The sequence below is a fragment of the Cocleimonas flava genome, from assembly GCF_004339015.1.
In the GTDB taxonomy this organism is placed as follows: Bacteria; Pseudomonadota; Gammaproteobacteria; order Thiotrichales; family Thiotrichaceae; genus Cocleimonas; species Cocleimonas flava.
Genome location: NZ_SMFQ01000005.1, coordinates 128,160 through 153,528, shown reverse-complemented (window position 1 = coordinate 153,528; position 25,369 = coordinate 128,160). Strand labels below are relative to the sequence as shown.

The following is a 25,369-nucleotide window of genomic DNA, read 5'->3' as shown; positions in this document are numbered from 1 at the left end:
TATTCTCATGAATTTTTCCGATGCAAAAAAACCTCTTAAAGTAGGGGGGGGGGCATAAATACTCTCTACAATAGGATGTTATGTTGTTTCCCTTATAACTAAAGGCTTTTATTGTTGCCTCTGGCCTTTGATGTAACATTCTAAAATAAATCGATCCATTGTACAGACCACTGCCAGAGACATTAAAAGATGACTTCAAAACCTGCAAAAACCCCACATGACGTAACTTCAAAGACGGTTGTAGATTTAAGGCAGTTAAGTTTTTCCTATGACTTGCAAGAGACTAAGCTGGATGTGCTGGTTGACGTTGATCTGACACTTAATCAGGGTGAAACCGTCGCTATTTTAGGTCCGTCAGGTTCAGGCAAAACCTCTTTGTTATTATTGCTTGCTGGTCTGGAGCAACCCACTAGCGGTGCTATTCTGATTGATGATAAAGACTTAGCGAAACTTGACGCAGACGCTTTGGCTGATCTTCGTCGTGATAGTTTGGGTATTGTGTTTCAGTCATTCCACTTAGTGCCGAGCTTAACGGCGTTAGGGAATGTGATGCTGCCACTGGAAATCGCTGAGCGAGATAATGTCGAAGGAAAGAATGCCCGCGAAGTCGCGACGACTATGCTGGAACGAGTAGGCTTGGCAGAGCGTGGGGGACATTACCCGACACAATTATCCGGCGGTGAACAACAACGAGTTGCCATTGCTCGTGCTTTAGTTCACACGCCACGCTTGTTATTAGCGGATGAGCCAATGGGTAACCTGGATGCTAAAACAGGTGAGCGAATTATTGAATTACTGTTCGGTTTAAACCGCGAAAGTGGCTCGACGATGATCTTGGTGACGCATGATGAATCCATCGCGGCACAGTGTCAGCGCGTATTCCGCTTGCAGCAGGGTAAATTAGTGGAGGACGCGCCGCATGCGGTTTCTACTTAGTTTGGCGTGGCGAGATCTACGCGCCAGTGGTCGTTCACTATGGATTTTCTGTGCCTGTCTGGTACTGGGAGTCACCTTAGTTTCAGCCAGTGGCAGCATGTATCGTCTCGTCGGTGATGGTTTGTTAGCTGACACTCGCCAATTACTGGGGGGTGATCTGCAAGTGAGTTCTAACCGCCCACAGCCATTACCCGATGAAGCACTGGAATGGATATCGGGGCGTGGAAAAATTTCACAGATTATCGAATTGCGCACCATGCTCGGAACGCCAAAAGATGAGTTTGTTCTTGTCGAACTGCAAAGTGTTGACGATTTCTATCCGCTATACGGTAGTCTACAACTCGATCCTGAGAGGCCTTTGAGCGAGCTTATCAGCATACAGAATGAGCGCTGGGGTCTTGCCATTGATCACTCACTGGCAGTGCGTTATGACTTAAAGGTAGGCGATACCGTCAACATCGGAAGCTTGCAAATGGATGTACGTGCGTTGATTATGAAGCAGCCAGACCGCAATCTCACCGCTGATTGGCGTGGCTCACCCGTATTGATTTCTCCGCAAGCCATCAGCGATGCAAAGTTACTCAGACCCGGTTCACGTGTCGAGTACGATTACCGCGTGGCGACCGACATACCGACAGCCACCTGGAAAACACAATTCTATGAACAATTTCCTGATCGCGGTTGGGAAGTGCGTACTTTTGAAGACCGCAGCCAGCGCATATCTGAGCGAATCGGTCAGATAGCTTCTGGCCTGTTGATCATTGGTTTTAGCACGCTGTTTATTGGCGGCTTGGGGGTATTCAGTAGTATTCAATCTTATTTGCAGAGTAAGCTAAAAACTATTGCTACCTTTCGTTCCCTGGGACTGCGCAATAGGCGTATCGCAACCGTTTACTTGTTACAAGTTGGGATCATGGGTGGCGGTGCGAGCTTGTTAGGTGGATTGTTGGGCGTGTCACTAGCGCTAATGGGCAGCGCTGCGGTTGCCGCTGAGTTACCGATCAGTACCACCTTTGCGGCTTTACCTGCGCCATTTATTAGCGCCATACTCTTTGGTTTGTTAACCGCTTTCTGTTTTGCCTTACCCGCAATTGGGACGGCTTTATCAGTATCGCCAGCGAGTCTGTTTCGTGACGTCGGTAACAATGCTTTACGCGTCCCTCGCAGTTGGGCGATAGCAACGGCTGTTTGTGCGGCTGGGATTATTGCCTTGGTACTTATCAGCGTGCCTTCGTTGCTGTTTGGTGCTGGATTTATTCTGGTGGTTGCGCTGATGTTGGGGCTTTTAGAAGTCACACTCCGACTCATCAGACGAGGCGCACATCGACTTGAAAACACGCCAGGTTTACGGACAGGAATAGCATTTCGTTTAGCGTTGGCTAACCTGCATCGACCCACTGCACCGCTTCGCAGCTCTTTATTATCATTGGGGTCAGCGCTTACGCTGCTGGTGATTTGTACTTTGGTGGTGGTGTCGTTGCAACGCGCGATTCAGGCTACCATTCCTGAAGAATCCCCCGTCTTGGTGCTATACGACATTAGTCCTGATCAGGCCGAAGACGTTAAAAACGCCATACAAATAACCTCGCCACAAGCAAAAGCAGAACTCACGCCATTAGTCCAAGGCCGTATCGTCTCGGTCAATGGGGAAACCGTCGCCAGTTTGTTAGCGGATGCAGTAGCAGGTTCTGAACGAGAAGGAGACATACGCGACGCCTTAAACGATGATCACAAATTGAGTTATCGCGGCGGCAATATTGATGGCATTGAGCTAGTTGAAGGTAGCTGGTGGAGTGACGACCAAGCACAAGACCAAGACAAAATCCAAACTATTTCTAATATGTCATTAGAAGACCGAGAAGCACGTCGCATTGGCATCAATGTGGGCGATCGCATTAGCTATGCGGTCGCTGGCAAAAACTTGGAATTCTATATCGCTGCAATTCACCGACAGAAAGGGTTACAGACGCGCTTTTGGTTTGAAGGAATTGTAGCGGATGGTGTATTTGGCGACTCACCCGAGCGTTATGTCGGCGCGGCCTGGATGGATGATGACCAAGCCCTATTAGTGCAAAAAAACATTGCCGATGTTGCACCAAATGTCGTGACAGTGCGCACCGCTCGTATTCTGGCCAGTGCGCGTGACTTACTCGGCCAGGCCACAAATGGTTTGTTGGTGGTTGCGGTAATTAGCTTCCTTGCCAGCTTACTGGTGTTATTCAGCGTGATTGCGGCTAGTCGCGTGCGTCAGGTTTATGAGGCGTCAGTGTTAAATGCGCTGGGTGTGCGCCTATCGGAGATTCGTAAAAGCTTATATTTGGAATTTCTGTTAATCGCACTGGTGACTGCGTTATTTGCGGTGTTACTGGGATCGGCGATTGCCATACCGCTACTGGAATGGCGGATGAAACTACCTTCAACTGATTTGATCTGGGTGGGCTTGTTGACGGCATTGGTTGTAAGTGTCTCTACACTGGTGGTGGGGGCGCAATATTTGCATCGACAGATGAGTGTTAAGCCTGCACTGTTATTGAGGAATTTGGGGTGAGGGTTATGGAGTGAGGGTTATGGAGTGAGGGATATGGAGTGAGGGATATGGAGTGAGGGATATGGAGTGAGGGAAGTGAGGGATATGGAGTTATCCAATATGTTTTAATCAGTCTATAGTTTGACTTAAAGAAAAACCAACAAATCAGAAAGTCGTGACAAATAACAGCGACATTTCTTTGCAAAGTACATTATTTTTATGTTTTAGTGACTCTAACGTATGTTTAGATACAGATTTAATTAGAGATCAGAACCTAATTTATAAGCAATTCTTACATTAACTTTACTACAGGAGAACAAACATGCATATGAACGAACTCGCTGGTAAATGGCACGAGATTAAAGGCTCTATCAAAGAATATTTTGCAAACTTCACCGACGATGACATGCTAGAGATTGAAGCAGATCACGAAAAGCTACTCGGCAAGGTCCAGCAACGCTATAACTTGGACGAAGAAGGCGCTGAAGCACTCATTAGTAATATGAAAATTGCAGATGATGGCAAAATTATAGACTCATCAATACCACCAGAATGAGATTCATTGTCGGGTGGGAACGATAGTGAAACCGCAAGACGATTTTATAAAGAACAATATAGGTTCGTGTATTAGCAACAAAAATGAGCTGAATGCTATCGTTAAGTTATAGAAGAGGAAGAGGTCAGCACCATTTAGGGATAATTAGGATTTAAGTAAAATTAAATGATACAGGAAACCCTGGTTTCTCTAGTAAAAGCCTCATATTTAAATGAGGCTTTTTTCTGTCCAGAATTTTAAAATTCATTCTTTCCTATTCAAAAATTGAACAAAAAACTTCTAAAAGTGGCTCGTGGGAAAATTTGTTCAACGACATATTAGACAAGGATGCCACGAATCTCCTCAATAAGAATGCAGTTAGCCGTTAGTCGATGTTGATATTGAGCTCAACCGGAATAGCTTTTGCTACCATTTCGTATACTGGTGAGTAGCTTATGAGTTCTTTAAATTTTTCTTTTTTCACAGGCATCTTGGCGCTGATGTTTACCCTAATTTTGTTATATCCTCGATTAACATCTTCTGAAACACCAAAGAATCCTCGAGCATCCATCTCTCCTTCAGCGGAGACTTTTAGTGCTTCGATTGGAATATCTTGAACCGAACTATGAGCAACAACCGTTGTGTTAATGCAGCAAACCAGAGAGTTTAGATAATGTTCAACCGCGTTTGGTGCAGTGTTCTCTCCTGCTAAGAAAACAGGTTGATCTGCATTTACAATCAACGGTTGTCGACGTTCAGATTGTTCATGATTTCCAGCAAAAAAGGTTTTGATTGAGGTTTGGCTGCGACTACCATATACCCATTCATTATCTGCTTTAAAACGAAATTTACCGTATGTTTCGTCTTGGGACATATTAGTGGCTAATTCCACAATGCGGTTAGTCTCAACCCCGTTAATGTTACAACTTTTTTCTACTATACTCATGATGTGTCTCCTTTAAATTGATTGATTTTTAAATCGACGAATTTGGTCGATAGGAGAATCTTATGGTTACATCGAATACAACGATACATCTTCAAATGTAGTAATCAGCTTCTAAATCTGTAGTAATCCACTACTAAATCAATAGTAACTTTCTTGTTAATTAAGAGAAGTTGATTAAAAGGAGTAAATTATGAGCTACGGACAGTTTTGCCCTATCGCGAAGGCAACGGAAATCCTTGGTGAAAGATGGATGCTGCTTGTTGTACGAGAACTATTTCTCGGTTCACACCGTTACAGTGATCTTCAGCGTGGTTTATCAAGAATTTCTCCATCTGTATTGACAAAGCGCTTAAAGCAACTCGAACAGGCTGGCATCATCGTTCGTAAGGCTGAACATAGCCGTAAAGGACAGAGTTATTATTTAACTCCAGCTGGCAAAGAACTGAAACCATTAGTAGAGAATCTTGCTGTATGGGGTATGCGTTGGGCTCGCGGACAGTTGCTTGATGAGGAACTGGATGTTGAATTCCTGATGTGGGATATCCAGCGCAGAATACAACTGGATACCCTTCCTGATGGCGATACAATATTGTGTTTTATTTTTAATGATATTGAACGGTATAACAATTGGTGGCTAGTGATACGCGACAAAGATATTGACCTTTGTACAGAAAACCCAGGATCGAATGTTGATCTTTATGTTCGAAGCTCTCTTCGCACGATGGTTGAAGTGTGGGAAGGAGACTTGCCACTTCAATCTGCATTACGCAATCAATTAGTGGAAGTTCAAGGCAATAAATATTTAGCAAAAAGTATGCCGCAATGGTTGGGTATTAACCCTTATTCAGATGTTAGACCGGGTGATCCTAAGTTGACTAAAGTTGCTGCAATAGATTAACTTTTTTAAGAGAAAATATTAGCCGAGCAACATGAGATAACAACTTTTTTATATTATCGAACAAAAAATTAAAAACTATCTGAAAGTGAGGGGAAGCTCATTTTGTATTGTGAGTTAACACTCGATTTTTAAGTAGTGCTCCAGTCAAATTCGGGATAAATATCCAAACCTCCTGAAAGCGGTAAGCCACTCGTAACAACAAATGACGTTGAAACTTTGCCCGCTTGTAAGCATGGAGTTTTATTCACAAAGATACCTATGACTTATTTTTAGAATTATGATCTTAATATCAGAACTTAAGTCTTAATAAGCCTGTGTCATCCGACCTACGCGATGATTTCAAAACCATAGGTCGGATTTACCAAGCGAAAATTGCCAAAACGACCTAAAAGCTATTAAATAGTTAAGAAGATGAATTTATCTTATTAACTACACTCATCTACTATCACTTGTAAGGTTTACTTTAATTCGGTTTAAATTTGTCAAAAGACCCCTGTATCTAGGCAATACCCCATCTTATGAGTTGCTTGTTTATTATCCAATCGCCATATTTTTAACGTATAAAATCAGGACTTGAGATTATGAGTATGTTTATCAAACTATTAAAATTAGTTTTTATATTAGGTTTTAGTGGTTTCCTGATGGCTTGTGGGTCTAGTGATAGTACTGAAGATTTAGCTGAAGTTGAGCCTATAACTCCGGTAGTTGAAGACTCGGTTACAGATCCCGTTGAACCTACAGCGCCACCAGTAGCCGGTCAAATTTTATTTGAACAGGATATCGCGGAAGATATTACTCAATCGACTCCTACTGAAATCAATTTACCGCTCGGATTGCAAGCAACATTAGATATCGAGTATTTGGGTGCGTTCAGGGCATTAGCAGGCGGTGATTCTTCATCTGACTATGCTGTAGGTATTCTTGGGCATAACCCAGACAATAATAGTCTTTTTATGGTGGGCCATAGCCATCATAATTCGATAGCTGAATTCGCTATTCCTGATGAGTTTTCTTTAGCAGAAGAAGCATCAGACATCCTTAAAGCTGACGTCTTGCAAGAATACGTAAGTATTCTGGATAAGAGGGATATTGGGCAGCAAACAAATAGAATAGATGGAATTTTATTTTATAAGCAAAACTTACTGGTAACGTCGGAAATCTGGTACGACGCTTCTGGTACTAATAAAGATAATTTACAGGTTTTTTCAAACCCGAATGACTTAGCTTCATCCGCTTTTAAAGGTATGTTGCAAATCCAGGGTGGTGCTAGATCGGCTGGCTATATGTCAAAAATCCCTGCTAATTTGGTCTCAACTTTAGGCAGTGAATATCTGGTTGGCTGGGCATCTAATCACTCAATAACTTCCAGATATTCCCAAGGCCCAAGTCTGAATTTGTTTGATCCTCAAGATGCCGTTGATGCTGATATTGCTGTTGATAACACCGTAGCCGTCCAACCCAAAATGGTGTTTCCCTTTGAAGATGGTAAGCAAATTGTGGCTGACTCAAACGAATACAAATTAGATATCTCTCCCATTTGGGGCCCAGTTTCGAAAGCTAAATATGGATTTATAATCCCTGGAACATCGCTATTCATGGCAGTTGGTTCTCACGGCGGCATACATAGTGGTATTGGCTATAAAATAACTCAGGATAACGGGAATTTGTGTGGTGGACCCTGTACTTACGAAGCCGACGATAACTATAATTATTTTTGGCTATTCGATGTAAACGATATGCTTACAGCCGAAGACCCTTGGTTGGTTCAACCGATCAGTTATGGCAAATGGAGTCATCCATACGATAAAGCGGGAAAGCACAATATACTCGGTGCAAGCTATGATGATGCGACAAGTACGCTCTACATGACTCTCTCAAACGCAGGACAAGTAGGTACCTACGATAGACCTCCATTGATACTTGCCTATAAGGTAAAGGCAAATTAAACACTATTGTTTAAAAATAAACCAAACTGAGAATCCAGATTAGCTACAATCGTCCCGTTTATTAGAAACGGAAAACCCACTAGAGGTAGTGCAAATTTCTAATGACATTGGAGTTTTAAAGAAGAATCTTAATGGTAGGGGAATGTCTGAGACCAGATATACGTAACACCCATACTCGCTACTAAACTACCTGACATCACTGACACAAAAAACCATTTTTGAGTAAGGTTTGAGCCTTTAATGGAAAGGTATGATTTACTGATTGTGTTGCCAAGTAGAATTAAAAAGAACAACTTCATCAGGTCAAAACTTTGTGATTGTAAATTCCATTCCGTCATTACCGATGCAAGTATGGCGTGCGCTTCAAACAGTGAAATTAATAATGTGCTGATGCCACGCGAAAGACCAAACTCACTGCCAATAAAGTGCATGGCATAAACAAATATGAAAATTAGGCTGGATAATTTGGCAACATTTTTCCAGATTATCGGGTGATCATTCAGTAGCTCAATTTCAACTGTGGAATCAGTCGTACCTTTACTGCTAATGCGCGAACTGGAACTTACATTTAAATAGGTAATTGCTGCGAGAATAATAATTAACTGCGTAAGAAACGGCAGATAATAAATGAAAGCTACGTTTTCAGAGAGAAAAAATATAATAAACAGGCATTCCAGTAACATCGCACATAAGGCAAAAAATAGTGTGAGTAACATGTCACGCTCACTTATCGAAGCAAACTTATTCTCGAAAAGCATCTGTACAAATACTGCGGTACTGGAAATAAACCCACCCAGAAAACCCTGTACCTGAAAACGACTTCGTTTAGCCAGTAAGTGAAAACTAAAAAAACTGAATAATTCAAGGCTAGCTACTAATGGCACGATTTTCAGTATGGGAAAATATGCCGCCACAACATACAGTGCCGCCAGCAAGGTCATATCAAACCATATATGTTTATCTTTAAAATGATAGCTAAGGGGCGTTTTATGTTCCATCGGAAAGGTTAATGTTTCTGTAGTTATGCTTGCCTAAGCAAAAATGAGAAAATACCCTCCAAAGTAGGGGGGTGACCTAAAACTCAATGAGAACAGTTTACCTTATAAAATTAGTCAACTACGGTAAAAATGCATATCTAGGCCTGCATTTTTTACAACGGTATAAAGCGTAAAATCGACTATTTTTCGCCTGTTGGCCATTCATCAAATGGGAATGGTTTGTCTTCGGAATTGAAGGTTAAAAACTTCAATACGTCGAAGATATACAGCGAGATTTGATTCCCAAACGTTTTCAAGCGCTCGTTTAACTCGCCGGTTACCAGCTTGATGATTACCTGTATGACGACTGTGATTCCCAGTACGAATTCTGCGGCACTATAAGCGAGAACAAATAACAGCATATATAGCACTCGTACCCAGGTGCTTTTACTTTGTAGATTGGTTTTTGTTTCTGTGTTCATGATTTAAACCTGTTTAATAAATTACTTAGTATTAATTTACTTCTAATATTGTTGTTATTTGAATTTAAACAAGTCTGAATTACGCAGAAATAAAAAATGCAGACAACTGTCTGCATTTTTTTAGGAAAAAACTGCCCCAAGGTAGGGGGGTGACTTTTTTCTGATTCTTATACTTCGCCAGTGTATTCGCCACGCGCAGGGTAATCATTTGCTAGTGAAAAATCGATTGCGCCAAGTAGGTCTTTAAACGGAGGACGTGCAAAAGGCATCGTCTGTGTAGAACCGTAGAACAAAGTACCGTCTGGCTTTACCAGGAAAACACCTGGCTCGCTGAATAACGCCGGCTCTTCAATACCAATAGATGTTAAGCCGCGTGATGTACTGATATATAGACCCCACTCACGAGCATTTTTCAAACTGAGTCCGTAACCAACTTTTACGCCATTCGCTTTAATTTTTTCTGCCATATCGTTTGCACGCTCTTCTACATCACTACTTACAGCAATAATGTTTACGCCACGTTCCGCATAATCTGCCGCTAAACGCTCAAGCTCTGCGAGATATACCGCACAAATCGGGCAATGAAGTCCTCTGTAAAAAACAACAAGCGTAAAGTTTTCAGCATCAGATTTCGTAAGATCAAATTCTCCACCAGTGGTTAAAGCAACATTTAAAGCAGGTACAGCTTCGCGTGGCATTAATGCATTTACAGTCATATTGATATCCTCATTAGTTAGGTTTAGGTGATTGTGTGCTGATAGTAATCTGAAAAAATGGATACTACAATAATTATTGAATGATTATTCAAGAATAGAAGGGTTTAACACAAATTAGATAAATTATTGTGTGATGTTTTATTTTAAAAACTAAAAAGCCAGTGACTACTATTGCGCTTAAAACTCGCTAGTCACTGGCTTAATTTATTGATACGTGAGTAGGTGATTATTTAAAAATGCACACCTTTTTAACGGTTAACAGAAATAGAAACGCTACATTAAGACGAGGCAAACGGTTTTAATACGGCTGCCAGATTGTCTCCTAAGATAGGTGAGATATAACCACCTTCCTGAATGATGACGGTTGGTTTATTCAGCGCTTCTACTCGCTTACCGATTTCCCCAAAACCTTCAGTTGTTAGGTTTAGTACTGCAAATGGGTCTTCTTCAGAAGCATCTAACCCCAGTGCGAGAATGATAGCATCAGGCGCAAAGGCTTTTAGCTGATCAAGGGCTTGCTCTAGCACTTTCATGTATTCAGTGTCGCTAGTACCTTCGTCGATTGGGAAGTTTAGGTTATAGCCATAACCGTCGCCTTCACCTTTTTCGTGTGCGTATCCCCAAAAATGTGGATAGCAATAAGCAGGGTCTGCATGAATGGAAATCGTCATAACATCTCGACGGTTCCAGAATATCGCCTGAGTCCCATTACCATGGTGTAAATCCACATCCAGAATCGCAACGCGATCAAAATCTTTTAATAAACGTTGGGCGGCGATGCCTGAATTATTGAGAAAGCAGAAGCCAGCTCCTCCATCACTAAATGCGTGATGTCCGGGAGGGCGACATACGGCGTAAGTAGATTTGCATTCTTCTTTTGCGACGGCATCTGCAGCACTGATTGCCGTTTGTGCCGAGGCATAAACACCACTCCAGGTACCTTCTCCTAAGGGGCAAGATGTATCCATTATGTGCCAACCGACTTGACCAATAACGTCTTTGGGGTAAGTCGATGCATATCGTCCCGGATTACTTTTTGGAATAATCTCTTTACTCGCATCAGGCAGTGCTGCCCATTTAGGGTATACCGATTGTAGAAAATTAAGGTAATCTGGCGAGTGAATTTCGGCAATATGAGACATTCCAAAGTCACTGGATGGATCGAGTGTTATCTCTAAGTCATGAATCACATTGCGAAAAATATCTCCACGCTCCGGGGTTTCACGTGCCGGAGTGGGGTTACCATTTTTCATATAAAACTTAGGATCATGCTGACTTTGATCCTCATGGTAAAAAGCTTTCATTTGAATATTCTCCTTACTATGCAATAACAGTTATTCTGCGTTTGCAGCTAAAATAATGGTGTTGAGTAATACGTTGCAGCCTTTTTCTAATTGCTCTGGGCTCGTGTATTCGCGCTCGTTATGGCTTAAGCCATCCTCTGATGGGACGAAAATCATTGCGGTTGGAGCAACTCGGCTAATGTAAACGGCATCGTGTCCTGCTCCACTAATCAACGTATGTGGTTTGATTTCTGGGTATGTGGCTTCACACGCTTGCTGGATATTTGTTAAACAGCTTTCATCAAAAGGGCAGGGTGGTAGTGACCAGGTCTCTTTAATACTGAGTTCCAGATCGTGATGAAACGCAATACGATGCATGATTTCAAAAGCTTTGGTTTGAAGCTCATCTAACTCTTCTAATCGTCCTTCACGAAGGTCTAGTGAAAAATTGACCTTGCCCGGAGAGACATTCGTGGACGAGTTAGGAATGTTAAGTTCACCAAAAGTACAACGACTGTCTTTACTGAATGAAGAGGCTAGCTTGGTTAATTCGGTAATCATTTCAGCAACACCAACAAGGGCATCATTTCTTAGATTCATGGGGCTTGGACCAGCATGGCATGAGCGACCGGTGACCTCAACATCGTACCAACGCATTCCTAGTACGCCGGCAACAATGCCTAGATCAATCTCCAGTGCTTCTAATACAGGGCCTTGCTCAATGTGAATTTCGTAATACTGGTAACAACCGGGATCCTCATTGTTGATTAATTCCTGATAACCTAATCGGCTTAATTCGTCACCCAGAGTAATCCCTGACTCGTCTTTTGTTGTCAGTACATCATTGAGTTTGAACACGCCAGCGTAAACACCAGAGCCCAACATCGCAGGTTTGAAACGCGCACCTTCTTCGTTTGTCCAGACGACAACTTCAATAGGTCGTAATGTTTTGATGTTCTGTTCTTCTAAACAACGTAATGTTTCTAAACCGGCTAAACAGCCAAAGATGCCATCAAACTTTCCGCCTGTAGGTTGGGTATCAAGATGGCTACCAGTGATTACCGGTGGTAAATCATTGTCCGTTCCTGCACGACGCAAAAATATATTACCTACCGCATCCACGCGCAACGTACAGCCAATTTCTTTTGCCCAACCAATAAACAAATCTCTGGCTTGTTTGTCTTTATCGGTTAGAGCAAGTCGATGACAGCCTCCTACTTTGCTTCCTTCTACGTCGACATGACCAATTTGGCCAATTTCCATAATAGAGTTCCACAAGCGTTCTTGATTACATTTTTCTACATTCATAATAAATCTCTACTTAATAGCCAATTGAGGCTTCTACTTTATTTTTTGGTGTATCACCTGTTGAGTACCGTCTTACTTCTTCAATCAAATTGAGAACAGCGGCTTCAGGGCGTACATCACTTGCATCGTGCGGTGTTATAAGAATACTGGGGTGCTCCCAAAACGCGTGTTGTTGGGGTAATGGCTCCACCTCAAAGACATCGAGTGAAGCGCCTTGCAAGGTGTTGTCATCAAGGGCGTCTAAAAGATCTTGTTCTATGAGATGTCCGCCGCGACCTAAATGAATCAAATAGGCATTTGTCTTTAATTGATCAAACAAGGTTTTAGACAGAATTCCCTGAGTATCGCTGGTAAGGGGTAGAACGCAGATGAGGACTTCTGTGCGTTGTAAAAAATCCGACAACGCGGAATCGCCGCTAAAGACTTTAATCTCTGGATTGTTCAAGGGGGTATTGCTTTTACGCCAGCCCGCCACATCAAAACCTAAGGTATAAAGATCATTGACAATTTTTTCACCCAGAAAGCCTAAACCTAGTACACCCACGCTGACATCACTAGGGGCTCTCATGGGTAAACGATTCCAACATTTTTCTAGCTGCTGCTGTCGATATAAAGGAAAGTTACGTTGATGATTAATCACGTTCCAGATAGCGAAAGTACTCATAATAGAAGACTGTTCAGGGTCTCTATTGCGACAAACCAAAACATCGTCATGAATACTGGGGCAGGCAAAAATACTGTCAACGCCAGCAGCTATTGAAGCTACAACCCGAACGTTTGGATAGCGCTCAAAAAAGTCATCATCTGGAAACCAGAGTAAGGCAAATGTCACTAATAATGGATCATGCGCTATATCATCTGTTACTACAGTCACTTCATCCGCGTAGTTTTCAAAATGAGGCATATAAGGCGACATATCTAAAAAACTGCTGTGTGCAATTCCATACAACATTACGCCAAAGCCTCCGCTAGTTCTGTTGGCGTTGCCTCGACATTGCCAGATCGCCAGTTGGCCCCGGGAATTGATGCAATCAAACCTTTGGTATATTCATGCGCAGGTGCTTCAAACACTTGGCTTGTTTCACCTATTTCAACGATTTTTCCTGTTTGCATAACAATAACTCGGTCACACACTTGTGCTGCCACTCTAAGATCATGAACAACAAATAAAACAGCCAGGTTAAGACGTTTCTTTAATGTCTCAATCAGATCAAGAATCTGAGCTTGAACAGAGACATCTAATGCAGAGATAGCTTCATCAGCTACCAATATTTCCGGGTCATGTGCTAACGCACGTGCGATGCCTATACGCTGTCTTTGACCGCCAGAAAATTCATGTGGGTATCGATCGATTGCGGCTTTAGGTAACTCAACTAACTCTAATAATTCAGCGGCTTTTTCCAGCGCTGCTTTAGGCGACATACCTTGAGCAATGGGTCCATCAGCAATGATTTTACCTATGGTCTTTCTAGGGTTGAGTGACGCATAAGGGTCTTGGAAAACCATTTGAATACGCTTGCGAAAAGGGGAGAGTTCTTTCGCTCCGAGAGATTGGATTTCGCTGCCTCCCAATATTATCTGGCCACTATCTGATTCCAGTAAACGAACAACACAGCGGCTTACAGTAGATTTCCCTGATCCAGATTCTCCAACTAAACCCAGTGTTTCTCCACGATGAAGTTCAAAGCTAACATCATCAGCAGCTTTAACGATGCGTGCTTTACTGAACCAGCTACCACCTGTGCTGTAGGTTTTACAGAGGTTTTTGACGCTTAAAATTGGGGGCTCTAGATGTTCTTTTACTTCACGTAACGGGGCAGCTAATGGCGGAACAGCAGCAATCAGCTTTTTGGTGTAATCATGTTGAGGGTTATTAAGCACATCATCGCTTTTGCCTAACTCAACCATTTCACCTTTTTCCATCACAACAACTCTGTCTGCAATTTCTGCAACAACGCCAAAGTCATGTGTGATAAACATTACGGCAGTGTTGTGCTTTTTCTGTAATTCTTTGACCAGCTTGAGTATTTGAGCCTGTGTTGTTACATCTAACGCGGTTGTTGGTTCGTCCGCGATTAAAATAGAAGGCTCAAGGGCCAATGCCATCGCTATCATCACCCGTTGACGTTGACCGCCCGAAAGTTGGTGTGGATAGGCACGAAGCATTTTCTTCGGGTCAGGAAGACCGACATCTTCTAGCAACGCGAGTGTGCGCTTCTGACGTTCACTGGCAGGCATATCCGTATGTATTAAAAAGACTTCCGAAATCTGATCCTCGACTCTCATCAAAGGGTTCAGTGCGGTCATTGGTTCCTGAAATATCATGCTGATACGATTACCGCGTAAATCTCGTGCTCTATTTTCCTCTAGGGAGATAAGATCACAGTCATCAAAAATCACAGCACCTTGATCAACTTCAATGACTTTGGGTAATAAGCCCATAATGGCGTTTGCTGTCATCGACTTGCCCGAACCGGACTCACCAACAACACAGAGTAGTTCGCCCGGCATTAGGTTGTAATTTACATTTCTAATGGCGAATTCGCGATCACCACCTTTAGGTAAACGGATACTCAAGTTCTCAACTTTTAGTAAAGGTTTCATACTAGTTCTCCCGATTACCTGATAGTTTAGGATTGAGGGCTTCATTTAAGCCTTCGCCAAGTAGATTAAGAGAAAGCACGGTGACTGCTATCGCAACACCAGGAATGAAACTCAACCACCACGCCTGACGCAGCACAGTTTTTGCCGCTCCAATCATGTATCCCCATGACATTATTTCAGGGTCACCTAAGCCTAAAAAGGATAAAGAAGACTCCAGTAAAATTGCACTCGCTACCATTAGAGAGGCAAGTACGATTATTGGTGAAAGGCTATTGGGTAAGATTTCTTTAAGAATAATATTACGGTTAGTTTGACCATTCAGTTTTGCCGCCAGAACATATTCCTGACTGCGAAGCGACAAGAATTCGCCTCGTACTAATCGAGCAACAGGGGGCCAACTTACGATGGCAATTGCGCCTGTTATTGAATATACCGTTGGTTCAAAAATTGCGACTAATACTACTGCTAATGCGAAACTAGGTACGGTCTGAAATATTTCAGTGAAACGCATTAATACTTCATCAACCCAGCCACCGTAATAACCGGCGTAAGCACCTAAAGGAATGCCAATTAATAACGCGATTGCGGTAGATATGAGGCCCACCAATAACGAAATTCTTGCGCCATGTATTAATCCAGCTAAGACATCTCTTCCCAAGGTATCTGTACCAAGTGGGAATTTACTGTCCTGAAAAGGGGGTAAAAATGGTCTTTGCACCATTTTCCAGGGACTTCCGTCATAGAGATAAGGTCCAAAAATAGCGATAATAACGAGTAAAAAAAGTATGCCAAAACCAACCATGGCTACTTTGTTTCTTTTTAACGACTTGAAAATATTCATTTTGACAACTCGATTCGTGGATCAACGATAAGGTAAATAACATCAGTGATTAAATTGAATAAAACGACTAATGCAGATGAAATAAAGAACACGCCTAATAGTAAGTTATAGTCGCGTTGGAATAGGGCTTCGAACATCAATCTGCCAATACCTGGCCAGGCAAATACGGTCTCAGTCAGGACAGCACCACCTATTAATTGTCCTGCTTGCAACCCAGCTAAAGTAACTACTGGTAACAAAGCATTACGCAAAACATGATGCGTCGTAACTCGCGAAGGTTTCATGCCTTTCGCTTTTGCTGTTTTTACAAAATCTAAACGGCTTGTTTCAATCATGGACGTTCTTGTCATACGGGCATAAACAGCCGTAAAGAACAGTCCTAGTGTGGTTGCGGGTAAAATGAGGTGCATTGCTATATCTGTTATTTTTTGCCACCCAGTCAAATCCTCACCAACTGACTGCATACCAAAACTTGGTAGCCATTCCAGATAAACAGAAAAGAATAAAGATGCCATCATAGCCAGCCAAAATAGGGGAGTGGCATAAAAAATTAATGCAGCAACAGTAATCACTGAGTCCCATATTTTTCGATGATAAGCCGCAGCAATAACACCTGCTGCAACGCCTAGTAATATAGATAACAGGAATGCCGTTCCAGTAAGTAATAACGTAGCTGGCATGCGTTCCATAATAAGATCAAATACTGGCATTTGCTGGCGATAGCTCATGCCCATATCGAACTGCATTAGATTGCTAACATATACCCATAATTGATAATAAAGGGGTTCATCAAGACCGAATTGATCTCGTAACTGCTGCAGAAAAATCTCATCTGTCGCGCCTGCTTCACCGGCTAAAACTTTAGCTGGATCGCCCGGCGCAGCTCTAATTAGAAAGAAATTAAATACTGCAATAACCAGAAGGACAACGGCCCCTTTGACCAATCGACCACCGATATATAGTAAGGTTTGAACGCTCATAGTACTGACTGCTCTTTTGACTGACTGTTCTATTGATAGGAGCAAGCCGGGTGGCCTGCTCCAATTAGACTACTTTTTAATCCAGGCTGTTCCGAAGGCATCATTAATGCCGATGGCGGAATCAATCAGGTTTTGTACTTTACAGTTATAGATAGTTGGAAATTCCAGTTCCATTAACCAGGCGACAGGAACGTCTTCGACTATTTGTTTTTGTATTTTGTTATATAAATCAGCACGTTTCGTGTCTGGAAAAGCCGTTGCAGCTTCATTAAACCACTTGTCTACCTGCTCATTTTTATAGCCCTCTGCGTTATTCCACGGAGATCCTTTCGCAATATTGGTAGAAAGATATGTGCGTGATACACCCAAAGCTGGATCGCCATACTGGTATAAGTAAGTGAAAGAAATATCATAATCCCAATCTGAGATTTTCTGATTCCAACCCGCTACGTCAGTAGAGACAAGCTTCGTTTTAATGCCTACTTCTTCAAGGTTCTGTTTGATTACTTCTGTCCAACGCTGCCAAGTTTCGCCATAAGGCATCGCCATCAAACGTACTGGAGTTCCGTCATAGCCCATCTCTTTTAATAAGGCTTTCGCTTTTTCAGGGTTGTGTTCATAGTCAGGTAAAGAGCTATTAAAGAAAGCCGTTTTCGAACCAACAGGACCTTTTGCTATTTTTCCGAAATTATTCCAAAGCGCCGATTTAGCAAACTCTCTATCCATTGCGTACATAATCGCCTGGCGGAAACGCTTGTCAGCAGTTGGGCCTTGACGATTGTTTAACCACAACCATGCGTGAGGAGAGAAAAATTCCCAACCATCAGTAGTAACACATGCGTTATCAAGCTCTGTTAAGCGAGGTACATCAAAGTTTTCAACTGAGCCACCAGGAAGTACATCAATTTTTCCGGTTTCAAAAGCTACTGAACGCGATGCTGCATCAGGAATTACATGCCAATAAATATTATCAAGATGAGGTAAACCTTTAACATGGTATTTCTCATTTTTAGCTAAGTGAATGAAGGAGCCTTTTTTCCATTCTTTGAATACAAACGGACCTGTACCAATCGGATGATGGTTTGCAGGGTTAAGCTTAAAATCAGTCCCTTCATAAATATGCTTTGGCATCATTGGCGTAGTGCCAACTTCAAATAAACGAATAAAAGGGCCAAACGGTTCTTTGAGTTTAAAAACAACCGTGTAATCATCGGTTGCCGATATGCTCTCAACAAATGCTAATGAAGTTCTTAAACGAGCATTAACTTCACGCAACATCTTGTCGATCGAAAACACAACATCAGCAGACGTGAATGGTTTGCCATCATGCCAAACAACACCTTCTTTCAGTTTAAAGGTCCAGGTTTTGCCATCTTCAGAGTTTTCCCATGATGTAGCCAGTGCAGGATGAGGCTTAAGGTCTTTGTCATATCGCATCAGGCCTTCAAAGATATTGCCGCCAACCTGTTGCGTAGTCGCATTTGAATACATGCCAATCATCAAACTTGGTGGTTCTGGTTGTACGGCAACATTGATAGTTCCGCCATCAGTAGGGTCTTCTGCATAAACATTTGATGCGAATGGCAGGAAAGCCAATAACACACCCATAATAATTCTTTTCATATCTATCTCCTGTTTAAAAATTCGGTTTGAAGTACTACTTTTCTAACTTTGATATTTAATGCGCATTATTCCTTGTATGAAGGTGATACTTTTTCTAACAGTCGCAAATAAGCGAGCCATTCCACATGAAAGCCATCACGTTGACTTAATTCAGCAAATTGAAGATATTGTTCATAGGTCAAATCACATACCGATGAATCAATGGGGTTAACCGGTTGGCCGCTCGCCAGTACTGACATTTGAACCTTGCAAACACGTTCTAAATTGAACATTAGAGTAAAGGCTTCACCCACGTTTTTACCCATAGTCATGAGTCCGTGGTTGTCTAAAATTAGAATTTTGTTGCTCGGGCCAAGGTCTTTAACTAAGCGTTCTCGCTCTTCCAGGTTTAAGGCAATTCCTTCGTATTTATGGCGTGAAACTCCATGATAAAATTGCAGCGCCCATTGATTGATAGGCAAAATACCTGTTTGTAGGGAGGATACTGAAACACCAGCTACGGTATGCGTATGTAAAGCACACTTCAGATCAGTACGTGCCTGATGAATTGCAGAGTGAATGGTAAAACCGGCTGGATTTGCGCCCATATTGCATGGGTCATCAATGATTTTTCCGTCAACATCAATCATTACGAGCTGGCTGGCTTTCACTTCACCAAAGCGAGTTCCGTAAGGATTAATTAAAAAATACTCATTGTCTCCAGGAACGCTAGCGGAAATATGAGTATAGATACTGTCACTCATTTGAAAATGTTCAATTAAGTGATAAGCAGCGGCTAAATCTACTCTGACTCGCTCTTCTTCAGAGAGAGTTGGGTATACATCTGTAACAAAATCACCGTCTGTTTGATGGTTCATGGTAATGCCTTCTTTTGGATCTTAATGTTCAAAAAATGGAATTTAAACGAGTTAATAACTACTATTTAAAAACCGTGAGAAGAGTGTCGATTAAATTAAAAACAATAACAATCGAATATAATCGACATCATTGTTCAATATAATTTGACAATAGGTCTTTCTATTCATAAATATGATTAATAATATTCAACAGAAACACTGAAAGTGCACAATAAAAGTGCTTTCGAATATTTATAAGGAAATTCTAATGAGCTGATCTGATTGTTTTATATTCTTGTTTAGGGCTTCAATATTAACTAAACGGTAGGTGTGTAGAGGGGAAGAAATTTGTTTTGTGTGTTAACTAAACAATTCGGTGCATCAGGGAAATTTGATGCACAAAAAAAGAGCGAAAGAAAAAACACTTATTTTTTGCGTTCGTAACGGGATTGAGCATCTGAAATAAGGCTTTCTAACCATTCAATAAATGCTTGCACTTCTTTTCTTTCTGCTTTTTCTGGAGACGCTGCCAAATAATAAGCTCTGGGGGATACTATGCTTTTTTCAAACGGTCGGATTAAAAGGCCCTTTGCAAGTGCATCACCACTCACCATATTGTCTCCAATCGCTAAACCCTGACCAGCAATAACAGCAGACTGAACAAAGTTGGCATCAGAGAAAACAATACCAGACTCTAATTGCGTATTAGCTACGCCATTCGCAGCCAGCCAAACGCGCCAATCTGTATGATCCATAAGGTGAAACAGCCGCATTTTTACCAGATCAGCGGGTTTTCCCAAGCCCCCTTTTTGATGAAAATATTGCGGGCTACAAACCGGGAATAATCGAATCGTTATCAATTGCTTTACATATTTTTCAGGCCAGTTGCCATTGCCGTACGCAATAAATAAATCGACATCGTCATTTGAAATGTCGCCGGGGAAACTTGGTGATACTATCTTTAACGATAATTTGGGGAATTTTTTAATAAAGTCTGCCAGTTGATGGCATAACCAATAGTTCGCAAGCCCCGGGGCACAACTCACCGTCAACTTACCAATCATTTCCTCGCCATCGTTTCCTCTGGCTGCATCTAACAGAATAGATAGCGCTCTTTTGGTTTCCAGTGCGTAGCGTTCCCCTTTCAATGTAAGCACAAGGCCACGACCTTCTCGCTTAGTTAAGGCAAAACCGAGTAAATCTTCCAGCATATTCAATTGATGACTTACCGCACTTCGCGTCAAATTCAACTCAACAGCAGCAGCAGACACACTGCCCAAACGAGCAATAGCTTCAAATGCTCTTAAGGCAGTAGTAGAAGGATAACGTTGCATGAGACTCCAGAAGAACAGACTTCAAAAAAATAATTGTATATTGAAAGATTCGGGATTAGCAAACCTTGGCGTGGTGATTAATAACGAGAGGTTGGAAGATACCCTATAAAAAAGTCCCTGTAAGTAGGGGGTGGCTAAAACCTTTGAGAATAACGGATATATGACCTTTGAGTTACAAAACTATCACTCGTGAACGAAAGTAGTAGATTCAGCGAATATTCATTAGTAGCTACTTATAATCGAAGGTCCATCCATTACCCATCACTAGCATTTAAATAACCCTTTGAAAATACAGCATAAAAATAACGCAGAAATGCATCAGCAATTCGCTGATAAGGCATTAATTCCAACGAGTCTTTTTTAAATGAAATACCGTTCCGAAATTGATGGTTTAAGAGCTATCGCCGTTTTACCGGTGATATTTTTTCATGCAGGTATTGGTATTCTAAGCGGTGGTTATGTCGGCGTTGATGTCTTTTTTGTCATCAGTGGTTTTTTGATTACCACGATCATCCTGTCTGAAATTCAACAAGACTCATTCTCACTCGCAAACTTTTACGAGCGACGTGCGCGACGCATTCTGCCCGCGTTATTCTTTGTGATGCTGGTGTCCTTGCCGTTTGCCTGGATGTGGCTATTGCCGTCCGATATGAAGGATTTCGCGAAAAGCTTAATCGCAGTTTCCACGTTTTCATCCAATATATTATTCTGGACAGAAACCGGTTACTGGGAAGCCAGTAGCGAGCTAAAGCCGATGTTACACACATGGAGCTTAGCGGTTGAAGAGCAATACTACATCTTCTTCCCGCTGTTCTTATTGATCATGTGGAAGATACGCAAACGCTGGATTCTCAGTACCGTTTTGCTGCTCGCATTAATCAGTTTAGCGGCCTCACAGTGGGGCGCTTATAACAAGCCCACTGCCAACTTCTTTATGCTACCAACACGCTTATGGGAGTTAGCAATTGGCGCATTGATTGCGCTCTATTTACTGAAAGCGAATACCGCATTTCAACCGCAAAAATGGGTTAGGGAAACATTCGGCGCAATCGGTTTATTCATGATCGCCTACGCGGTATTCATGTTTGACGAAACCACGCCATTCCCCAGTGTCTATACCCTGGTGCCAACCGTAGGTGCAGGCCTCGTGATACTGTTTGCCACATCCACCACGGTAGTTGGCAGATTCCTCAGTACCAAGTTGTTTGTTGGGGTAGGGCTGATCAGTTACAGCATATACCTGTGGCATCAACCGCTACTAGCCTTTGCCCGTCACGGTAGCTTTGATAAACCCAGCACATTGGTATTGTTTGCATTGGTTACATTGTCTATTCCACTCGCCTACCTGAGCTGGCGATTTATCGAAAAGCCATTTAGAACCAAAGGCGTGTTTAATAGAAAACAAATATTTGGGTTATCTGCCACCGCATCAGCCGCATTTATTGCCATCGGTGTCTCTGGTGTAGCCAGTAATGGCTTTGAGCAACGCGCGATTCAGAGCAATCTCACTATGGATGCGATCGACAAACGCTGGCGCGTAAATGCGGGATTAGACCTGAAATGCACCGAGACATTTAACTTATCCGATGAATGCAATACCAGCGATAAACCCCAAATAATAATTTGGGGTGACTCCTACGCGATGCACTTAGTCAAAGGCATAATGGCATCAAAACCCGACGCCAAAATTATCCAGATGACGAAATATGTGTGTGGGCCGTTCACCAATATCGCACCAATTATAGAACCGCACTATCCGGTTGGTTGGGCCAAAGAATGTCTCGACTTCAATCAGCAAGTCCAACAATGGTTAGTCAAAAATGACAGCGTGAAATACGCAGTGCTCTCATCGCCATTTAGTCAATACCTAGCAGAAGGCTCAGAAGTATTACTCGCAAATGGTGAACGCGCACCCGCAAACAGAGCGTTGATTACTAAGGAGTTTGAAAACACTTTAGAAGCACTCGTCAATATAGGGATAAAACCCATCGTATTCTCACCACCGCCAGCCAACGGTATCAATCTGGGGCGCTGTTTAACGCGCGCAGACTGGAAAGGAAAGGCACTCGACGCTTGTAACTTTAACAAAGATAAAATGCTAGACATTAGACAAACTGTGTATGAGTTTTTAGATACGATTGAAGACAAATACCAAGTCGTTCGCCTCGACGATTATATGTGCGAAAGCCAGGAATGTAATACGCATATCGATTCAACCTACTTGTTTAGAGACGAAGGGCACCTGTCTCATGAAGGCACGGCTTTGTTGGGTAAGAAATATAATTTCTATGAGACTATTGTTGAGAAACAAATAGCTGAGCGACTCATAACAGAGCCTAAATTAACCGATGATACTGACGAAATTAATCGCGTGAAAAGGGTTGAAGTAGAAGCTCAGCTAAACAAAGAAGGTGTTGTGGTATTAGATGCGCTTAAAACTAAAAAGATAGAGCCTGAAAGCGAAGTGATTTCTAATAATAAAAAACAGTTTGAAAGAGAATAACGATTGTTTAAAAGATAAATAAATCATTACTATTATGAGAAAAAATGCAGGCTTTTGGCCTGCATTTTCTATTTATTTACTGATATTCAAATGAACCAATATCACAATATTTAACTCGTGGTGCGCCGCGTTGGTCATTAATGATGGGAGCGCCATTATTAGCAGGTGTTATACAATCCATAGTTCCAGAATCGAGTGCAGTACTAGATCTGCTAATTGCATGAGTCAATGTAAGGCCGCCGTTATTTGCTAAGTTAGGATCAACATCTGTCGCTGTGCCTAAGCTAAATGGGTAGCCGTTATAATCAGCAGCCAAGTTAGTATAGCCAGTAGGCTCGCAGCTTGAGGAATCGGTAAGGTTGTTCATACCTTGTATTAATGGCGGTGTACCATTCAAGTAACATTCGTGAGTATCATTTTTAAAAAACAATGAGTTAACAATTTCAGGGGTAAAACCGGTTCTATCTGATATCGCAATAACCCCCCCTTGAGTTTGATCATCGCTTGCGTTACCAACAAAAGTATTATTTTGTATCGTGAGTTGAGACCAGGGGTAATAGGGGGCATGAACGATAGCTGCGCCCTCAGTTAAAGCATAATTTCCACTGAATGTGTTGTTTTGAGCTAAGAGTATTCCTTGATTGTGTATAGCGCCGCCAGAGTTTGCTTTATTTTCATGAAATGTAGATCTTTTAACGATAATGTCTGAGAAAGAACTGATTGCACCGCCTACTTCGGAATAATTAGAACGAAAAGTGTCTTCAGTGAATTTTGCATCTGCTTGCACGTTTCTCCACCCCCATCCCGAATTAAAATATACTGCTCCGGAGTTACCCGAAGATTCATTTTTTTCATAATGATTTTGGGTACTAAAAAGATTTTTAGTGCTTGATACGAAAATAGCACCACCACTTGCAGCAGCAACAGAACCATTGCTTGCTTTATGATAAACGGAGTTTTTACTGAATACTGAATTACTAACCGAGACTAATTCTGAATAGAGTACATGAATAGCACCACCATAATTTTTTTGGTTAATTCCCATGTTTCCGTGTGCCCAATATACTGAGTTATTTAGAAATTGGCTTTTAGAAATTATTAATTTACCTGATGAAACACCATTTGAATCTCTACCTTGGTAAGATAAAGCCCCACCAGCATTACTTGCTTTATTATTCTCGAAGCTAACATGTCTCAATTCTAGGTTAACAGACTTTGAGCAAATCGATCCCCCTTGTGAATAACCCGAATAAATAGAGTTATGAGAGCAAAAGTAATCAACTGAAGAAGGTAAACTATTAGCTTTGGCATTACCATTCATGAGCCGCATATTTCCTATAAAAACGTTCACCGAAGACTCTGCAATAAAGAAGTGACGTCCTTGTTCCGTTGCATTCATAATCACGTTCTGTTGGCTTTCACCCACAATTTTTAGTTCTTTGTCGATAATGATATCTCGCTCAAAATATATACCATTACTAATTTCAATAGAGTCGCCTGCCGATGCAGCCGCAACACCATCAGCAATAGAAGTATAAGCACAACCTGACTGACAAACTTTGATAGTTGCAGCCCAGCCGGACTGGCAAGCTAACGTACTCAATAAGAGGCCAATCCAAATTAAATTTTGTTTTTTCATTTTATTCATCCTTGTATTTACTCGTTTATTTTTGTCATAAAAAGTGGCACTAGAGTGGAGTGATGAAAACGAATGTTCTTAATGAAGTTTTCATAATTCTTTCTTTTTTATAACTGCTGTTCTAACGGGTTTTTATACTAGTTCAGGATAATTGGAGTATCTGTGTGAAATTTCACAAAAAAAAAAGATACATGCGATTTACATATTATTGACTAATTTAAAATCAAACAGTCTATATGTGTTTTTCTATGCTCACTAAGCGTTAATAAGGTCCATAAAAGATTGCATAAGTAAAAGGTTAGAACCTGTAACACAATCAACGACTAGACCTGTTTTAGCTGTTGGCTACTAAAAAAATGCCTTAAAGTAGGGGGGTGTAAATTCTCTCTAAAAGGAATCAGCATCAATGTTCTTTGATTGGATTTTTGCAGCTGACGCAAAAAAGTGATTTGTCG

20 protein-coding genes are annotated in these 25,369 nt (G+C 41.7%); 6 read left to right on the top strand and 14 right to left on the bottom strand.

Annotated features, from left to right (window positions below; all coding sequences use genetic code 11):
• Positions 1-189 precede the first annotated feature (189 nt).
• The 3 genes from EV695_RS17125 to EV695_RS17115 all read left to right on the top strand — a co-directional run bounded on the left by EV695_RS17125 (position 190) and on the right by EV695_RS17115 (position 4,019).
• Positions 190-936 carry an ABC transporter ATP-binding protein gene (locus tag EV695_RS17125; RefSeq protein ID WP_131907240.1) on the top strand — a complete coding sequence of 249 codons (747 nt, stop codon included), beginning with the start codon at positions 190-192 and terminating at the stop codon, positions 934-936.
• Positions 920-3,484 carry an ABC transporter permease gene (locus tag EV695_RS17120; RefSeq protein WP_131907239.1) on the top strand — a complete coding sequence of 855 codons (2,565 nt, stop codon included), beginning with the start codon at positions 920-922 and terminating at the stop codon, positions 3,482-3,484. The genes EV695_RS17125 and EV695_RS17120 overlap by 17 nt, the downstream gene beginning before the upstream one ends.
• Positions 3,485-3,785: 301 nt before the next feature.
• Positions 3,786-4,019 (top strand): CsbD family protein, encoded by a 234-nt coding sequence (locus EV695_RS17115; protein ID WP_207907144.1) that lies wholly within the window; start codon positions 3,786-3,788, stop codon positions 4,017-4,019.
• A 364-nt stretch (positions 4,020-4,383) separates the two neighbouring features.
• Here EV695_RS17115 and EV695_RS17110 read toward each other — a convergent pair whose 3' ends face one another.
• Positions 4,384-4,872 (bottom strand): OsmC family protein, encoded by a 489-nt coding sequence (locus EV695_RS17110; protein WP_207907143.1) that lies wholly within the window; start codon positions 4,870-4,872, stop codon positions 4,384-4,386.
• A 262-nt stretch (positions 4,873-5,134) separates the two neighbouring features.
• Between EV695_RS17110 and EV695_RS17105 the strand changes: the two genes are divergently transcribed.
• Entirely contained in the window at positions 5,135-5,842 is a 708-nt protein-coding gene (locus EV695_RS17105; protein ID WP_131907237.1) for a winged helix-turn-helix transcriptional regulator, read from the top strand.
• Positions 5,843-6,423: 581 nt separating this feature from the next.
• Positions 6,424-7,788 (top strand): hypothetical protein, encoded by a 1,365-nt coding sequence (locus EV695_RS17100; protein ID WP_131907236.1) that lies wholly within the window; start codon positions 6,424-6,426, stop codon positions 7,786-7,788.
• Positions 7,789-7,916: 128 nt separating this feature from the next.
• On the opposite strand, the gene EV695_RS17095 is transcribed toward EV695_RS17100, so the two are convergent.
• From EV695_RS17095 to EV695_RS17040, 12 genes are all read right to left on the bottom strand, one after another.
• On the bottom strand, positions 7,917-8,786 hold the full coding sequence (locus EV695_RS17095) for a DUF4010 domain-containing protein (protein WP_131907235.1): 870 nt from the start codon (positions 8,784-8,786) through the stop codon (positions 7,917-7,919).
• A 179-nt stretch (positions 8,787-8,965) separates the two neighbouring features.
• Positions 8,966-9,247, bottom strand: a complete 282-nt coding sequence (locus EV695_RS17090) for a DUF4389 domain-containing protein (protein WP_131907234.1) — start codon at positions 9,245-9,247, stop codon at positions 8,966-8,968.
• Positions 9,248-9,414: 167 nt separating this feature from the next.
• Positions 9,415-9,963 carry a peroxiredoxin-like family protein gene (locus EV695_RS17085; RefSeq protein WP_131907233.1) on the bottom strand — a complete coding sequence of 183 codons (549 nt, stop codon included), beginning with the start codon at positions 9,961-9,963 and terminating at the stop codon, positions 9,415-9,417.
• A gap of 278 nt (positions 9,964-10,241) precedes the next feature.
• Positions 10,242-11,267: a histone deacetylase family protein gene (locus EV695_RS17080; RefSeq protein ID WP_131907232.1), complete on the bottom strand. Its 1,026-nt coding sequence runs from the start codon at positions 11,265-11,267 to the stop codon at positions 10,242-10,244.
• Between the two features lie 30 nt (positions 11,268-11,297).
• Complete coding sequence (locus EV695_RS17075) at positions 11,298-12,554, bottom strand: M20 family metallo-hydrolase (protein WP_131907231.1); 1,257 nt, start codon at positions 12,552-12,554, stop codon at positions 11,298-11,300.
• Positions 12,555-12,567: 13 nt separating this feature from the next.
• Positions 12,568-13,506, bottom strand: a complete 939-nt coding sequence (locus tag EV695_RS17070) for a 2-hydroxyacid dehydrogenase (RefSeq protein WP_131907230.1) — start codon at positions 13,504-13,506, stop codon at positions 12,568-12,570.
• Positions 13,506-15,158: an ABC transporter ATP-binding protein gene (locus EV695_RS17065; RefSeq protein WP_131907229.1), complete on the bottom strand. Its 1,653-nt coding sequence runs from the start codon at positions 15,156-15,158 to the stop codon at positions 13,506-13,508. Before EV695_RS17065 ends, EV695_RS17070 begins: the two co-directional genes overlap by 1 nt.
• 1 nt (position 15,159) lies before the next feature.
• Entirely contained in the window at positions 15,160-15,999 is an 840-nt protein-coding gene (locus tag EV695_RS17060) for an ABC transporter permease (RefSeq protein WP_131907228.1), read from the bottom strand.
• The gene (locus tag EV695_RS17055) at positions 15,996-16,979 is read right to left on the bottom strand and encodes an ABC transporter permease (RefSeq protein WP_131907227.1); all 984 of its coding nucleotides are present in this window, start codon (positions 16,977-16,979) and stop codon (positions 15,996-15,998) included. The genes EV695_RS17060 and EV695_RS17055 overlap by 4 nt, the downstream gene beginning before the upstream one ends.
• Positions 16,980-17,048: 69 nt before the next feature.
• A complete protein-coding gene (locus tag EV695_RS17050) occupies positions 17,049-18,602 on the bottom strand; it encodes an ABC transporter substrate-binding protein (protein ID WP_131907226.1) in 1,554 nt (517 codons plus the stop codon).
• A gap of 65 nt (positions 18,603-18,667) precedes the next feature.
• Positions 18,668-19,459, bottom strand: coding sequence for a class II aldolase/adducin family protein (locus EV695_RS17045; protein ID WP_131907225.1), 792 nt, complete (start codon positions 19,457-19,459; stop codon positions 18,668-18,670).
• Positions 19,460-19,863: 404 nt separating this feature from the next.
• Positions 19,864-20,772, bottom strand: coding sequence for a LysR substrate-binding domain-containing protein (locus EV695_RS17040; protein WP_131907224.1), 909 nt, complete (start codon positions 20,770-20,772; stop codon positions 19,864-19,866).
• Positions 20,773-21,136: 364 nt separating this feature from the next.
• Between EV695_RS17040 and EV695_RS17035 the strand changes: the two genes are divergently transcribed.
• Complete coding sequence (locus EV695_RS17035) at positions 21,137-23,275, top strand: acyltransferase family protein (protein WP_131907223.1); 2,139 nt, start codon at positions 21,137-21,139, stop codon at positions 23,273-23,275.
• A 76-nt stretch (positions 23,276-23,351) separates the two neighbouring features.
• Here EV695_RS17035 and EV695_RS17030 read toward each other — a convergent pair whose 3' ends face one another.
• Positions 23,352-24,914 (bottom strand): choice-of-anchor Q domain-containing protein, encoded by a 1,563-nt coding sequence (locus EV695_RS17030; protein ID WP_131907222.1) that lies wholly within the window; start codon positions 24,912-24,914, stop codon positions 23,352-23,354.
• Positions 24,915-25,369: the final 455 nt, after the last annotated feature.